Genomic DNA, 15067 nt, shown 5'->3' with positions numbered 1-15067 from the left:
CATCGTACGGACCGCGCCGCTGGCGCGGAACCTCACCGCGCCACACGTTCGTCGAGCGCGAGGTTGACCTCGAGGACGTTGACGCCCGGGACGCCGAAGATGCCGAACATCGCCCCGTCCTCGTGTTGGTGGACGAGTCGCAGCACGGTCCCGACCGGCACGTGCCGTGCCCGGGCGACGCGGGCGGCTTGGATCGTGGCGTTCGTCAGGGAGATGTCCGGGTCGAGGCCCGACGCCGACGCGGTCACCGCGTCGGCGGGCACTTTCGTTCCGGGCGTGAGGTCGTTCTGCGCTCGGTACGCCGTCACCCGCTGGCGCACGGTCGCCCACAGCTCGGGATTGGACGGGCCGAGGTTCGAGGCAGCGGACGCCTGGGCGTCGTAGCCGGACCCCGCCACGGAGGGCCGTGGCTGGAAGTACCTCGCATCCGAGAACGGTTGGCCGATCAACTCGGAGCCGACCACCTGGCCCGAGGCGTTGCGGGCGAGGGATCCGTCGGCCTGGTGGGGGAACGCGGCCTGGACCACCCCCAAGACGGCGGCGGGGTACACGAGACCGCACAGGAGCGTCAGGGCGACGATCATCCGCACGGCCGGCAGCAGTTGACGTCGAGTCACCGGAACCCCAGTCCTTGGAGGAGCAGGTCGATCGCCTTGATGCCGACGAACGGCGCGACCAGGCCGCCCAACCCGTAGACCAGCAAGTTCCGTCGCAGCACCGACGTTGCGTCGCTGGCGACGAAGCGCACACCCCGAAGGGCGAGCGGGATCAGGCCGATGATGATCAACGCGTTGAAGATGACCGCCGAGAGGATCGCGCTGGACGGGTTGTGCAGGTGCATGACGTTGAGGCGGTCGAGCGCCGGGAACCCGCCGCTGAACATCGCCGGGATGATGGCGAAGTACTTGGCGACGTCGTTGGCGATGGAGAACGTGGTCAGCGAGCCACGGGTGATCAGCAACTGCTTGCCGATCTCGACGATGTCGATCAGCTTCGTGGGGTCGGAGTCGAGGTCGACCATGTTCCCGGCTTCCTTGGCTGCCTGGGTTCCCGTGTTCATCGCGACGCCGACGTCGGCCTGGGCGAGGGCCGGCGCGTCGTTGGTGCCGTCCCCGGTCATCGCGACCAGCTTCCCGCCTTCCTGCTCGCGGCGGATCAGCGCAAGCTTGTCCTCCGGTGTGGCCTCTGCGAGGAAGTCGTCGACGCCGGCCTCTTCGGCGATGGCCGCTGCGGTCAGCGGATTGTCACCCGTGATCATCACGGTGCGGATGCCCATCCGTCGAAGCTCGGCGAAGCGCTCGCCGATCCCGGCCTTGACGACGTCTTTCAGGTGGATGACGCCGAGCGCCACCGGTATGCCGTCAGGGCAGGCGCGCTCGGCGACGACCAGCGGTGTCCCACCGCTGCGGCTGATGGCGTCGACCACCGCCCGCAGCTCGCCGGAGTACGTGCCGTGCTGATCCTCGACCCATGCTCGGACCGCGTCGGCCGCGCCCTTGCGGATCTCGCGGTCGGGCAGGTCGACGCCGCTCATCCGCGTCTGGGCGGTGAACGGCACGAGCGCCGCGTCGTGCAGTTCGCGGCCGCGCAGGTCGAACCGATCTTTGGCGAGCACGACCACTGAGCGACCTTCGGGGGTCTCGTCGGCCAAGCTCGCGATCTGGGCGGCGTCGGCGACGAGGTCGGCTTCGATGCCCGCGGCAGGGATGAACTCGGCGGCCACCCGGTTGCCGAGGGTGATCGTGCCGGTCTTGTCGAGCAGCAGCGTCGAGCAGTCGCCGGCCGCTTCCACCGCGCGTCCCGACATGGCCAACACGTTGCGCTGCACGAGGCGGTCCATGCCCGCGATGCCGATCGCGGAGAGCAGGGCGCCGATCGTGGTCGGGATCAGGCAGACCAGGAGCGCGACCAGCACCGTGGTGCGCTGGCCGGCGCTCGAGTACTGCGCGAACGGTTGGAGGGTGACGACGGCGAGCAAGAAGATCAGCGACAGGCCCACCAGCAAGATGTTGAGGGCGATCTCGTTCGGCGTCTTTTGACGTGCGGCGCCTTCGACGAGCGCGATCATGCGGTCGAGGAACGTCTCGCCAGGCCGCGCGGTGATGCGCACGACGATCCGGTCCGACAGCACCTTGGTGCCCCCGGTGACGGCGGAGCGGTCACCGCCGGACTCGCGGATGACCGGCGCCGATTCGCCGGTGATCGCCGACTCGTCGACCGTCGCGATGCCTTCGATCACCTCGCCGTCGCCAGGGATGAGCTCTCCTGCCTCCACCACGCACTCGTCGCCCAGATCCAGGTCGGGGCTCGGCACGTCCACCACCCGACCGTCGCGTCGGACCCGGGCGATCGTCTCTGTCTGCGCGGTCCGCAGCGCGTCGGCCTGGGCCTTGCCGCGACCCTCGGCCATGGCTTCAGCGAAGTTGGCGAACAGGACCGTGAACCAGAGCCAGGCCGAGACCAGCCCGGCGAACAGGTGAGGCTGACCGGCGCGACCCAGGTCGCGCACGAACAACACGGTGGTGTACGCGGCACCGATCTCCACGAGGAACATGACCGGGTTGTGGGCCAGCGCCCGCGGGTCGAGCTTCTGCAGCGAGGCCTTGGCGGCGTTGCGGACGAGGTCGCGTTGGAACAGCGCACGCTTCGGTGTCATGTCCTTCATCTCGTCAAGTGCTCCGCGACCGGTCCGAGGGCGACCACCGGGAAGTACGTGAGACCGACCACGATCAAGACGGTCCCGACCAGCAAGCCCGCGAAGAGCGGCGTTCCGGTTGGGAACGTGCCGGACGTCGCGGGCACGGATGGCTTGCGGGCGAGCGAGCCTGCGATCGCGAGCGCGGGCACGATCAGCAGGAACCGACCCACGAACATGGCCAGCCCGAGGGTGGTGTTGAACCATCTGGTGTCGGCGGCCAGGCCGGCGAAGGCGGAGCCGTTGTTGTTGGCCGACGAGGTGTACGCGTAGACGATCTCGGAGAGCCCATGCGGCCCGGGGTTCGCGATCGCGTGCCGACCGGCGTGCGTCGCAATCGCGATGGCGGACAGTGTGAGCACGGCGAGCGGGACCGCGACGATGAACAACACCGCGAGCTTCATCTCGGTGGCCTGGATCTTCTTGCCGAGGTACTCCGGTGTTCGCCCCACCATCAAGCCTGCGATGAACACGGCGAGCAGGACGAACACGAGCATCGTGTAGAGGCCGGAGCCGACGCCGCCAGGGCTCACCTCGCCCAGCATCATGTTGAACAGGGCCACGCCGCCGGCGCCGGGTGTGAGCGAGTCGTGGCTGGCGTTCACCGCGCCGGTCGACGTGGACGTCGTCGACGACGCGAACAGCGCGCTGGCGCCGGCGCCGAACCGCACTTCCTCGCCTTCGCCGTTGCCGATCGCCTGATGTGCGGTGAGGTGCTGGCTCACGCCGGCTCGAGCGAGGTGGGGGTTGGCCTGTCCTTCGAGGCCGACCGTGAGGCCCGCTGCGCCGATCCACAGCACGAACATGGCCGTGAAGATCACCCAGCCTTGGCGCCGATCGCGGACCATCCGGCCGAACAGGTACGTGACCGCGAACGGGAGCACGAGCAGCAGGAAGATCTCGATGATGTTCGTGAGCCCGGTCGGGTTCTCGAACGGGTGGGCGGAGTTGGCGTTGAAGAAGCCGCCTCCGTTGGTCCCGAGCAGCTTGATCGACTCCTGGCTCGCCACCGGGCCGCCCGGGAGGTGCTGCACGACGCCGTGTTGGAGCGTGTGGATGAGCTGGACCCCGTGCAGGTTCTGAATCACCCCTTGTGACGCGAGGACGATTGCCGCCAGCAACGAGACGGGGAGGAGCACTCGGACCGTGGTGCGCACCAAGTCGACCCAGAAGTTGCCGATCGTGGCGGCGCGGCGGCGCGTCAGCCCGCGGACGAGTGCCACCGCGACGGAGAGCCCCACCGCAGCCGACACGAAGTTCTGGACGGTGAGTCCGGTCATCTGGGTGAAGTGCGACATCGTGGACTCGCCCGCGTAGTTCTGCCAGTTGGTGTTGGTGACGAAGCTCACCGCGGTGTTCCACGCGAGCGCGGGGGTGACTGCGCCGCGGCCGGTGGGGTTGGCCGGAAGGTGCCCTTGCAGCCGTTGGAGGCCGTAGAGGAACAGGACGGACATCAGGGAGAACGCCAACAGCGCACTGGCGTACGCCGTCCAGCGTTGCTCCCGGCACTCGTCGATCCCGCACACCCGGTAGATCGACCGTTCCACGACGGAGAACACGCCGTCGGCGCGGCGGCGGATCGATCCGGACGCAGTCGCGTCGTCGCGGCCGCCGATCGCGGCGGTGTCCGCATGGACCCACGCGAGGTACGCCCCCAGCACCCTCGTCGAGATGACGAGCGCGACGACGAGCACCACCAACGTCCACGCGGTCCCAGCCGTCATCAGAAGCGCTCCGGGAAGACGAGCGCGAACACGAGGTAGATGCCGAACGCGATGGCGAGCACGAGCCCGACGAGGTCGTCGCCGCTCACGGTTCCGTCACGTCATCGGGACCGATGGCGCGGTCGCAGAGGTGGACCACCAGGCGGGCAACCGCGAAGCACGCCACGGTGCCGATGATCGCCACCAGATCAGCCATGGACGCCTCCTCGTTTCCGGGTCCGGTTGCGTTGGTGACGGTCGTTGTACCGCTGGCGGGGTGCAGGTGGAATGGGTCTGACGGCGTGTTGACGCGCTGCGTGCGGATCTTGACGGGATGCGATCCACGGGCCCGCCCACTCGCCATCGCGGGTCCGTACGCTGTGGCTGGTGAAGGGACGGCGGCGATGAACGACGCGCGGGATGGGTTCGAAGGGGCCGCGCCGCGGATCCTGGTCGTCGACGATGAGCCGCAGATCCAGCGGGCGCTGTCGACCAACTTGCGGGCTCGGGGCTACGTCGTCGACTTGGCGTCGACCGGTGAGGATGCGTTGCGGTTGGCCGCCGATCACCACCCCGACCTCGTGATCCTCGACCTCGGCCTGCCCGGCATCGACGGGACCGAGGTGGTGGCCGGGCTCCGCGGTTGGAGCGACGTGCCCGTCATCGTGCTGTCGGTCCGCTCCGACGAGGCCGACAAGGTCGAGGCGCTCGACGCGGGGGCCGATGACTACGTCACGAAGCCGTTCGGCATGAACGAGCTCCTGGCCCGCATGCGTGCCGCGCTGCGCCGCAACGCGCCAGCACCTGAGGAAGCACTGGTGGTCACCGACGCGTTCACGGTCGACCTGGTGGCCAAGCGTGTGGAGCGGGCCGGCCGAGAAGTCCGTCTGACCCCCACCGAATGGCGGCTGGTGGAGGTCCTGGTCCGCAATCCCGGCAAGCTCATCGGCCAGCGCCAGCTCCTCCAACAGGTGTGGGGCCCGCAATATGAGCGGGAGACCAACTACTTGCGCGTGTACCTCGCACAACTGCGCCGCAAGCTCGAGCCCGAGCCGGGCCGCCCGCGGCACTTCGTCACCGAGCCGGGGATGGGTTACCGCTTCGAGCCCTGAACCGCGTCAAGAACGCGTCAAGGATCGGTGTCGGACGCGTCAAGAGTCCGCCAGCGCCGTCCCGATCCGGTTCCCTCCATGCCGCGCGGCGGCTTGACTGGCGTGGTGACTGCCGTAGCGCCGCAGGAACCGGGCCTCGAACCCGGTTCGGAGGGATCGCTCGAGCCCAATGCCCTGGTGAACCGGCCGGTGCTGCCGGAGGGCTTCGGATACCGAGCCAAGCTGAAGCTGCTGGGCCCGCCGCTGGACTCCGACGAGCTCGAGCACCAGCGGTTGGGGATTCCCACCGCGCTGGCGGTGTTCTCCTCTGACTGCATCTCGTCGTCGGCGTACGCGACCGAAGAGATCCTGCACGTGCTGATCCCGGTGATCGGCGTGTTCGCGTTCTCGATGGTCGTGCCGGTGACGGTCGCGATGCTGGTCGTGCTGACGTTCCTGATCCTGTCGTACCGGGAGACGATCAAGGAGTACCCGACCGCCGGCGGCGCGTACATGGTCACCCGGGACAACTTCGGCTACAAGCCCGCGCTGGTGGCCGGCGTCTCGTTGCTGACCGACTACATCTTGACGGTCGCGGTCTCCGCGTCGGCAGGCATCGCGGCGTTGACGTCGTTGTTCTCCGGGCTGCGCCCCTACCACCTCGAGATGGCGTTGTTCGTGGTGGTGTTCATCGCGTACATGAACTTGCGGGGGGTCAAGGAGTCCGGCCGTGTCTTCATGGTCCCCACGTACCTGTTCATCGCGGCGATGGCGGCGATGATCGTGGCGGGCATCGTGCGGGCCGCCGGGGGAGGGCTGTCCCACGTGTCGTTGTCGCACGGCGCGGAGCTGCTCGGTGCCGGGGCGCACGGATCGATGGGCGTGGCCGACAAGATCTTCTACGGGGCCGCACTGTTCAAGGTCTTGCAGGCGTTCGCGTCGGCTGGCACCGCGGTCACGGGTGTCGAGGCGATCTCCAACGGGGTCAGCGCCTTCCACAAACCCGAATGGCGCCACGCGCGACGCACGTTGGTGATCATGGGGGTCACGCTCGGCACGTGCTTCCTCGGCTTGTCGTTCCTCGCCACCAAGACCCACCCGTCGCCCTACGAGAGCGGCAGCCCGACCGTGCTCGCGCAGGTGGGCAAGGAGGTGTTCGGCCACGCGGGGCCGGGCTTCGTGGTGTACGTGTTCCTGCAGGCCAGCACCCTGTTGATCTTGTGCCTCGCCGCCAACACGTCGTTCGCCGACTTCCCCCGTTTGGCCAACTTCGCCGCCGGCGACTCGTACATGCCGCGCCAGCTCATGAAGCGCGGCCACCGCCTCGTGTTCTCCAACGGCATCATGTTGCTGGCGGGCTGCGCGATCGCGTTGATGATCGTGACCGACGCGAACGTCAGCCGACTCATCCCGTTCTACGCGGTCGGCGTGTTCACCAGCTTCACGATGAGTCAGGCGGGCATGACCCGTCACCACATCCGCAAGCGGGAGCCGGGCTGGCAGCGCGGCGTCTTCGTCAACGGCATGGGGGCGCTGCTGTCGCTCGTGGTCGACGTGGTGTTCCTGGTCACCAAGTTCACCGAAGGCGCCTGGTTCATCTTGGTGCTGATCCCCGTCCTGGTCGCGCTGTTGGTTCGCATGAACCGCCAGTACGTCGAAGAGGCGGTCGAGCTGAAGTCGGCGGCGCCGACGGTGGCCACCATGCCGATCCTGCAGCGCCATGTGGTGTTGGTGCTGGTCGACGAGCTGGATCGGCCGACGGCTCGGGCGATCCAATATGCACGGACGTTGATGCCCGACGAGGTCCGCGCCGTCCACTGGGCGATCGACGAACCACGCGCCGAGATGCTCGCGCTGGAGTGGCGCCAGCTCGGCCTCTCACGGGTTCCGCTCCAGATCATCGAGTGCCCCGACCGACGAGTGACGCGCGGCGCGATGGAGCTCGCCGCCGAGTTGACCGTGGCGGGCGACACCGAGCTCACCGTCTTGTTGCCCCGCACCGAGTACCGGCGGGTCTGGCACCGGCTGTTGCACGACCGGACCGGCGACCACATCGCCGAGGAGCTGAGCGAGCTCCCGCACGTCAACGTGACCTTCGTGCCCTACCACCTCACCGCCGGGCGCAAGCGGTCGAACCTGACGGCCGCCGACGTGCTCGAGCAGGCCGCGGAGCTCGATCACGGCGGCGCGCGGCGACTGACCGTCGATGCCACCATCGACACCGGAACGCCGGGCGTGTACAGCCACGAGGAAGAAGAGCTCGGACGCGACGTGCGCCGGGTGGGTCGACCCGTCGACCTGCACCTGGTGGCGGCCGAGCCCGCCGAGGGCATCGCCGCGGTGCGTTTCCGCCAGCGCGTCGACTTGACCGGCCATGTCCGGGCGTTGCAGGTGCAGCCGTGGTCCGGCGTGGCTTCCCTCCAGGTCACCCTCGCCGACGCCCATGGCGAGATCCAGGTCGTCTTCCTCGGCCGGCGCGACGTGCCCGGCATCACGGTCGGCCGGCGGCTCCGGGTGGCCGGCACCGTCGGCCGCCACAAGGGTCGTCTCGCGCTGCTGAACCCCACGTACCAGCTGTTGGCCTGACCAGCGCCGCGTCGAGTCGGTTCGTGCCTGCCTGTCCGGTCAATCCGGGACCGGGATGGTGGTGAAGAACGGCCCATACGGCGCGTACGCCTCGTCGGGGACCGCGTCGTCGCCGAAGTAGAGGTTGAACCACGAGACGAGCAGATCGTCGCCGGTCGACAGGCTCGGGTGCGCGGCGACCGAGTACTGGCTGAGGGTCTGCCCGAAGCTGCTGTGCTCGACCGGCAGCTCGGTCGGCGTTCCCGATGGCGTCCACGGCCCCAGCGGCGTCGACGCGACCCACGCGACGATCTCGTTGGAGAACACGTTGTAGTTCTTGGTGATCATCACGAACTTGCCGGATGGGCGCTGGACGACGGACAACCCCATGCTCGGCGAGAGGGGGGTCGGAGTGTCAGTCGGCGCCAGCACCGGGGTGATGGCCGATGGATCGGCCCTCCAGCTTCCTGCGCCCCAGAACTGCCAGGCCGACGCGTCGCCGAGCCGGCCGGCCGGTACCCGCGCCGCGAACACGTCGTCGCCCGTTCCATCCGCGGCGACGCCGTACACGTACCACCAGCCGGCGACCCGCACTTCGCCGTTCCCCCACGCGACGACGGTGTCGTTCGACATCGGTGTGGAGACGGTGCCGAGGTACGTGGGAACGCGCCCGCCCGCCAGGCTGAAGTGCGCGAGGTCGATCCCGTCTTGGGCGAACCCCCAGGTGCCGGGGTGCGTCGTGCGCATGCGGGCGACGGGCACCCACATGTCGTTGCCGTCGACGATGGGGGCCGCCGGCCAGTAGTAGTGACCGTCCGCCGCGTCGGGGATCACCGCGCCGAAATCGGGTCCGGTGATCGGGATCAAACATCCGCCGACCGCGACCACCATCGTGTTGTGCACGAAGCCGGTCAGCGAGCGGCGACCATCGGCGTCGACGTCGCCTTGTGCGGTGTCGCCATGGACGAACAACACCGCGCCGCCGTCGAGCGGGGCGGACGCGCCGCCGTCGCCACCGGACCAGGCCCGGCCGTGCAGCTGGCGATAGGTCGCCCGCCAGGCGGCGGGGTCCGTCGGTGGGGGTGTCCCGCAGTCGCCCACACCGTTCGGCGGGGTGAGGCCGGCGGGCAACGCGGTGGTGGCCGCCTGGTCGAGCACCTCGGCCGCGCCCGTGAGGATCGCCCGCAGTGTGAGGTCGTCGACCGTGCGGAGCTGCTCGGACCAGAACTCGGCGCCCGCCGGGTCGGGATCGCGATGCAACACCTGCCGGTACGCGTCGGCGGTACGCAGCAGTCGACCTTCCTTCGAGGCGATGAACGACGTGGCGACGTCGAGCCGCGACGCCCCGTGGTCCAGCACCCACAACCACAGGGCTCTTCCGCTCGGGTCCGGAGCCCGCAACATGATGTAGTGGTAGAGCTGATCGATGAAGCCGGCGTTGGTGCCGCCGGCCTGCAGGAACCATTCGTAGGACCCGAAGACGTCGGCACGGATGGTCGACATGGTCTCGCCCGGTTGGGCCAGCCGATTCGACCAGAACGTGAGCCCGCCCTGATCGGGTACCCGGTGCAAGGTGTTGGCGTACAGCTCGGTCACCGTCACCGCGCGACCGTCGGCCGTCGACTGGTACCATCGGGTGATGTCGGCGTAGCGGACGTCGTGATCGGCAAGCCCGCTCGTGACGGCCTCCACCTCATCGGCCGTCGCCGACCTGCCCGCCACCCGGTGGACGATCATCGCGGTCCAGCGTGCGTCGCGCAGCCAGGCGAACCCGGCCGGGAGGTACGGACCCGACGACGCCACCTCGTGACCAGCTGTGGCTGCCGGGGCGGTGGGTGCGGCACCGGCGGAGGCCGGCGGCAGCACGAACGACTGCAGGAGCGCCACGACGGCGACGACCGCGACGCCACCACGGCGCGTGAGCTGGGACACCTGGATCTCGGTCTGGCTCGACGCTGGGGACCCCAACCGACGCGCGCAGCGCCGTTGCCCTTGAGTCCAAGCCCGCTCGCCAGCCGAGTGCCTCCGGAGAGGTGTCCGGATTATACCGTTTTGGGTCGATGTGCGCCGGAGCGACTGCCCACGGCGGAGCGAGCGTCACCAAGTGACCAGCGAGTGACGCAGTGGAGCTGGCGGGAATCGAACCCGCGTCCGTCGAGCGGTTGCCGCCCGCGCTACGACCATTCCCGAGTTCGCGCCTTCACGGCTGACGCACCGCCGGGTCGGGCGGCCCCCGAGGGAGCCACCGCCGGAACTTTCTCCGAGGTCAGCGGTCTTTCACGCCGTCAGTGGTCTTTCCCACCGTCATCCACCGCTTCTGTTGCCGGGCTGCGGCGGACAGGCCCCGCGTGCCATTGCTGGTCGCGATGACTCTCAGATCACCTGAAGATCAGGCGGCGAGAGCGAAGTCGCTATCGGCGCTTCTTTTGGGTGCCCCGTTTTAGGAGTCTGAGCAACTCCGGTCGCACGGATGTCGGCTTCCGGTCCCAACGTCGAAACCGATCAGCCCCTTGTCAATGAACCACCGGTCGAACCCGGTCGCACCATCGTACCGGCTGGCCGTGACACCCAGGCCCCAACGCGGGCGAGGCAGGCCGCCAACCGAGCCGTTGTGACGTGCGACACTGGGGCACATGGGAGACGCCCGTGTCGTCACGATCTCGGCCAGCTACGGAGCTGGTGGGAGCCTCATCGCGCCACGGCTGGCCACCGCGCTCGGCTTGGAGTTCGCCGACCGCCTGCTGACGCCCGACGTCGCCGAAGGCGCGGAGGACGAGGCGCAAGCGGTTGGCGAGTCCGAGCGTGAGGAAGGTCGCTGGACCCGGTTCCTCGACCGGCTCGCCATCGTGACCGGCGGCATGACGCTCGCGCCGGTGACGACTGACGACATCCGCCGTCCGCTCCGGGAGACCGTCGAGGCGTCGGTCGGGAAGCTGGCGTGCGAAGGCGCGGTGATCCTCGGCCGCGCGGGGTGCCTGGTCTTGGCCGACCGACCAGGTGTGTTCCACGTCCGTCTCGACGGGCCGCCGGACCGCCGCCTGCGGCGGGGGATGGCGATCGAGCAGATCGACGCGGCCACGGCGAAGCGCCACTTGGAGGAGACCGACCGCGCTCGGGATCGCTACGTCGACCGGCTGTACGGCCGGCGCACCTCCGACCCGGCGCTGTACCACCTGGTGCTCGACGCGACGGTCCTGAGCGTCGACGACGCCGTGGTGCTGTTGCGCCAGGCGGCCGAGGCGTTCTGGGCGCGCGAGCTGAAGGCCGTCGCAGCTCAGTCCTGACGCCGGCGCTCGGCGAGCGCCCGCTGGGTGTCACGGTCGGCGTCGCGCTCGGCGATCGCCTGGCGCTTGTCGTGGACTTTGCGGCCACGGGCCACGGCGATCTCGATCTTGGCCCGCCCGTCTTTGAAGTAGAGCGACAACGGCACGAGTTGGAGGCGGTCGATGTCGACCCGGCGGGCGAGCAGCTCGAGCTCCTTGCGGTGCACGAGGAGCTTGCGGTCGCGGTCGGCCTGATGGCCACTGTGGGCGGCGGCGTGCGAGTACGGCGAGACGTGCAGGCCGATCAGCCACAGCTCGCCACCGACGATGCGGGCGTACGTGTCGGTGAGCGACACCTTCGACTCGCGGAGTGACTTCACCTCCGAGCCGCGCAGCACCACGCCGGCCTCGAACGAGTCGAGGACGTCGTAGTTGCGGCGGGCCTGCCGGTTGGTGGCCACCACGTTGATGCCGTCGCGTGCCGGGGCGCTCATGAGGCAGGCAACGCTACCGGGGAACCAATCGGCTGCACCCGTCGTCCATACCCCGTTGACGATCGACCTTCCGATGGTCGGACTTCGGGTGGAGGGTGCACAATGCGATTCGACAAGACGACGAACTTGCGGCGGCTCGGCATCGTGACGGCGGCGCTGATCGTGATGGGTGCCGCGGCCGGCTGCAGCTCGTCGGGCTCATCCGGCGCCAGCGCGGCCGGCGCCGGTGGATCGTGCGGCGCGTCGGCTTCCAAGATGACGTTGCACGGAAGCGGCCAGGCGCAAGCGACGCCCGACCTGCTCACGGTGGTGGTGAGCGTCGACGTGACCGGCGCGACGGCGAAGGCGGCATTGGCGGACAACAACGCCAGGACCACCAAGTTGCACCAGACCTTCACGTTCGGCGGCGTGGCCGCCAAGGACGTGCAGACGTCGGGCCTCACGATCGAGCCTCAATACGCCTATCCCGCTGGCAAGCCACCGAGGTTGACCGGCTACCACGTCACCGACACGGTGACGGCCAAGCTCCGCAACCTCGACAAGGCCGGTGTGCTGATCGACGCGGTGGCCGACGCAGCAGGCGATGCGATCCGCATCAGCTCGCTGACGTTCTCGATGGAAGACCCGAGTGGCTTGCACGACTTGGCGCGCGCCAACGCCGTCCGCTCGGTTGTGGGCCAGGCGACTGCCACGGCCAAGGCGGCCGGTCAGCGGCTGGGACGGATCTGCTCGATTCGCGACGACCAGGTGAACACGATGTCCAACGGGCAGTTCGACGCGCTGCGGGCGGCTCCGTCCTCGGGGGCGGCGTCCGCGGTGCCCCTGGCACCCGGCTCGGTCGAGGCCGACAGCAACGTGACGGTCGTGTACGCGCTGGCAGGCTGAGGTCCGGGGCCGCCGGGCCGACCGCCGCTACCCTCGGCACGGTGATCCGCCTCGACCCGATCGCGTACCGCCAGATGCTCGCGCACGCGTACGACGGCTATCCCGACGAGGCGTGCGGGCTGCTCGGCGGCGCCCCGGGTGGCGCCGTGATCGAAGCGTTCGTGCCGTGCCGCAACGCCGACGAGTCGGCCAAGACCTATTCGATCGGGCCGGACGGCTGGCAGGCAGCCGACGAGGCGTTCGGTCCGCTCGGCATCGAGATCGTGGGCGTGATGCACTCGCACACGCACACCGATCCGTACCCGTCGCCAACCGACGTGGCCCAAGCTGACAACCCGCTGCTGGTCGGCTGGCACTACATCATCGTGTCGTTGCGCGACGAGGTGCCGTCGCTGCGCTGCTGGCTGCTCGACGAGGGTCGGATCGTCGAAGAGGGAGTGGAGCTGGCGGCCGGGTAGAATCCCGAGTCGAACAGTCACCTTTTGTTGAGGAGCCCGTCTCGTGGCCGTGTACCGCTCGGTCGAAGAGCTCATCGGCAACACGCCGGTCATCGATGTCAGCGAGCTGAGCCCCAACGCCCACGTCCGCATACTGGCCAAGCTCGAGGGCAACAACCCGGCCGGCTCGGTCAAGGACCGCATCGCCCGAGCGATGATCGAGGCGGCGGAAGCCGATGGATCACTGCGACCGGGGCAGCGGATCATCGAGCCGAGCTCGGGAAACACGGGCATCGCCTTGGCGATGATCGCCGGACGCAAGGGCTATCCGATCACGATCGTGTTGCCCGAGAACGTGTCGGTGGAGCGACGCCAACTGCTCGAGACGTTCGGGGCCGACATCATCCTCACGCCCGGAGCCGAAGGGTCGAACGGCGCGGTGCGGCGCGCCCAGCAGATGGCTGACGAGCACCCCGAGTGGGCGTTCCTCTACCAGTACGGCAACGAGGCCAACCCGCAGGCGCACTACGACACGACCGGTCCCGAGATCCTGGCCGACGTCCCCGACATCACGCATTTCGTGGCCGGGCTCGGCACGTCCGGCACGCTGATGGGCGTCGGCCGGTATCTCAAAGAGCACAAGCCCGGCGTCAAGGTGTACGCGGTCGAGCCGCCGTCAGGTGAGCTGGTCGAAGGGCTGCGCAGCCTCGACGACGGCTATATCCCGCCGGTGTTCGAGAAGTGGGGCGGGCTCGAACTGCTCGACGGCAAGCGCATCGTGCGGCCGCGCGAGTCGATCGAGTGGACGCGTCGGCTGGTACACGAATGCGGTGTCTTCGCGGGCCTGTCCGCCGGCGCCGCCCTGGCCGGCGCCGCCAAGCTGGCCGCCCAGATCGAGCGCGGCGTGATCGTGTTCGTGGTGGCCGACGCCGGGTGGAAGTACTTGTCGACCGGGGCTTACACCGACGACCTCGACGCCGCCGAGGAACAGGCCAGCAAGGTCATCTACTTCTGACGCAGCCGTACCGGTCCGATCAGCCGGTCACGAAGGGGCGAAAGGGAAGGCCGTAGGATCCGGGTCCGATGGCCGATGGCGACGATCCCCGCCCGATCGCCATGTTCGACAGCGGGTTCGGCGGGCTCACCGTCGCCCGGGCCGTCATCGACCTGCTGCCCGACGAGGACCTCGTCTACCTCGGCGACACCGGTCGGTACCCCTACGGCAGCCGCCCCGCGGCCGAGGTCCGCGAGTTCGCGCTGGAGATCGGCCGCCTGCTGGTGGCCGAGCACCACGCCAAGGCGCTGATCGTCGCTTGCAACACCGCGGCCGCCGCCGCCCTCGACGACCTCCGGGCCGCCGTCGCGGTGCCAGTGATCGGGGTCATCGACCCGGGCGTCCGCTCCCTGCTGGCCGCGACCGGCACCAAGCGGGTGGGCGTGATCGCGACCGTCGGCACCGTCCGGTCCGGCGCGTACCAACGCTTGGTGGCCGAGATCGACCCGGGGGTCGACCTCACGTGTGCCGCTTGTCCCGGCTTCGTGGAGTTCGTGGAGCGCGGTGACACCGACAGCGACCAGGTGCGCGTGCTCGCCGAACGTCTGCTGGCGCCGCTGGTCGACGCCGAGGTCGACAGCCTGCTGCTCGGTTGCACGCACTACCCGTTCCTGGCACGCACGATCGGTGGCGTGATGGGACGCGACGTGGTGCTGGTGTCCTCTGCCGACGAGACCGCGTTCGAGGTGCGGGCCGTCCTCGACGGGGTGCACGAGGCGGTAGGGGGGCGGGTCGCGCGACGCGCCGGCGACCGGCCCGGGCGGCACCGGTTCCTGTCGTCCGGCGACATCGAGTGGTTCCGCCGCCAAGGCGCCCGCTTGCTCGGTCCAGAAGTGGCCGAGGTGGAGCCGGTGCGCTGGTGACGGCGCGGGGCTGCGAT

At 69.2% G+C, this 15067-nt stretch carries 13 protein-coding genes and 1 other RNA gene; 7 read left to right on the top strand and 7 right to left on the bottom strand.

Annotated elements, in window-relative coordinates:
• Nucleotides 1–32: 32 nt before the first annotated feature.
• From kdpC to VHA73_04595, 4 genes are read right to left on the bottom strand one after another with little or no spacing between them, the layout of a single operon-like run.
• Nucleotides 33–617 (bottom strand): K(+)-transporting ATPase subunit C, encoded by a 585-nt coding sequence (gene kdpC, locus VHA73_04610; protein ID HVX17292.1) that lies wholly within the window; start codon nucleotides 615–617, stop codon nucleotides 33–35.
• Nucleotides 614–2656, bottom strand: a complete 2043-nt coding sequence (gene kdpB, locus VHA73_04605) for a potassium-transporting ATPase subunit KdpB (GenBank protein HVX17291.1) — start codon at nucleotides 2654–2656, stop codon at nucleotides 614–616. Before kdpB ends, kdpC begins: the two co-directional genes overlap by 4 nt.
• A 5-nt stretch (nucleotides 2657–2661) precedes the next feature.
• On the bottom strand, nucleotides 2662–4419 hold the full coding sequence (gene kdpA / locus VHA73_04600; GenBank protein HVX17290.1) for a potassium-transporting ATPase subunit KdpA: 1758 nt from the start codon (nucleotides 4417–4419) through the stop codon (nucleotides 2662–2664).
• Nucleotides 4419–4508 carry a potassium-transporting ATPase subunit F gene (locus VHA73_04595; protein ID HVX17289.1) on the bottom strand — a complete coding sequence of 30 codons (90 nt, stop codon included), beginning with the start codon at nucleotides 4506–4508 and terminating at the stop codon, nucleotides 4419–4421. The genes kdpA and VHA73_04595 overlap by 1 nt, the downstream gene beginning before the upstream one ends.
• A gap of 294 nt (nucleotides 4509–4802) precedes the next feature.
• Here VHA73_04595 and VHA73_04590 point away from each other — a divergent pair, with 294 nt between their 5' ends.
• Both VHA73_04590 and VHA73_04585 read left to right on the top strand, forming a co-directional pair.
• Nucleotides 4803–5510, top strand: a complete 708-nt coding sequence (locus VHA73_04590) for a response regulator (protein HVX17288.1) — start codon at nucleotides 4803–4805, stop codon at nucleotides 5508–5510.
• A gap of 105 nt (nucleotides 5511–5615) precedes the next feature.
• Nucleotides 5616–8075, top strand: coding sequence for an amino acid permease (locus VHA73_04585; GenBank protein HVX17287.1), 2460 nt, complete (start codon nucleotides 5616–5618; stop codon nucleotides 8073–8075).
• Nucleotides 8076–8114: 39 nt separating this feature from the next.
• Here the strand turns inward: VHA73_04585 and VHA73_04580 are convergent, their stop codons facing one another.
• On the bottom strand, nucleotides 8115–9986 hold the full coding sequence (locus VHA73_04580; GenBank protein HVX17286.1) for a DUF4214 domain-containing protein: 1872 nt from the start codon (nucleotides 9984–9986) through the stop codon (nucleotides 8115–8117).
• Nucleotides 9987–10175: 189 nt separating this feature from the next.
• Nucleotides 10176–10564, bottom strand: a transfer-messenger RNA (tmRNA) gene (gene ssrA, locus VHA73_04575).
• Nucleotides 10565–10687: 123 nt separating this feature from the next.
• On the opposite strand from ssrA, the gene VHA73_04570 reads away from it, so the two are divergent.
• Nucleotides 10688–11338, top strand: a complete 651-nt coding sequence (locus VHA73_04570) for a cytidylate kinase-like family protein (protein HVX17285.1) — start codon at nucleotides 10688–10690, stop codon at nucleotides 11336–11338.
• On the opposite strand, the gene smpB is transcribed toward VHA73_04570, so the two are convergent.
• The gene (gene smpB / locus VHA73_04565) at nucleotides 11329–11811 is read right to left on the bottom strand and encodes an SsrA-binding protein SmpB (protein HVX17284.1); all 483 of its coding nucleotides are present in this window, start codon (nucleotides 11809–11811) and stop codon (nucleotides 11329–11331) included. The genes VHA73_04570 and smpB overlap by 10 nt on opposite strands.
• A gap of 102 nt (nucleotides 11812–11913) precedes the next feature.
• Here smpB and VHA73_04560 point away from each other — a divergent pair, with 102 nt between their 5' ends.
• The 4 genes from VHA73_04560 to murI all read left to right on the top strand — a co-directional run bounded on the left by VHA73_04560 (nucleotide 11914) and on the right by murI (nucleotide 15050).
• Nucleotides 11914–12696: an SIMPL domain-containing protein gene (locus VHA73_04560; GenBank protein HVX17283.1), complete on the top strand. Its 783-nt coding sequence runs from the start codon at nucleotides 11914–11916 to the stop codon at nucleotides 12694–12696.
• A 41-nt stretch (nucleotides 12697–12737) separates the two neighbouring features.
• Nucleotides 12738–13154, top strand: a complete 417-nt coding sequence (locus VHA73_04555; GenBank protein HVX17282.1) for a M67 family metallopeptidase — start codon at nucleotides 12738–12740, stop codon at nucleotides 13152–13154.
• A gap of 43 nt (nucleotides 13155–13197) precedes the next feature.
• Nucleotides 13198–14148 (top strand): cysteine synthase, encoded by a 951-nt coding sequence (locus tag VHA73_04550; protein HVX17281.1) that lies wholly within the window; start codon nucleotides 13198–13200, stop codon nucleotides 14146–14148.
• Between the two features lie 68 nt (nucleotides 14149–14216).
• Nucleotides 14217–15050 carry a glutamate racemase gene (gene murI / locus VHA73_04545; protein HVX17280.1) on the top strand — a complete coding sequence of 278 codons (834 nt, stop codon included), beginning with the start codon at nucleotides 14217–14219 and terminating at the stop codon, nucleotides 15048–15050.
• The last annotated feature ends 17 nt before the right edge of the window (nucleotides 15051–15067 follow it).

This window comes from Acidimicrobiales bacterium (assembly GCA_035547835.1).
Lineage (GTDB): Bacteria > Actinomycetota > Acidimicrobiia > Acidimicrobiales > Iamiaceae > DASZTW01.
Note: the sequence above shows the minus strand (reverse complement) of the source record. Positions and strands in the feature narration are given on the sequence as shown.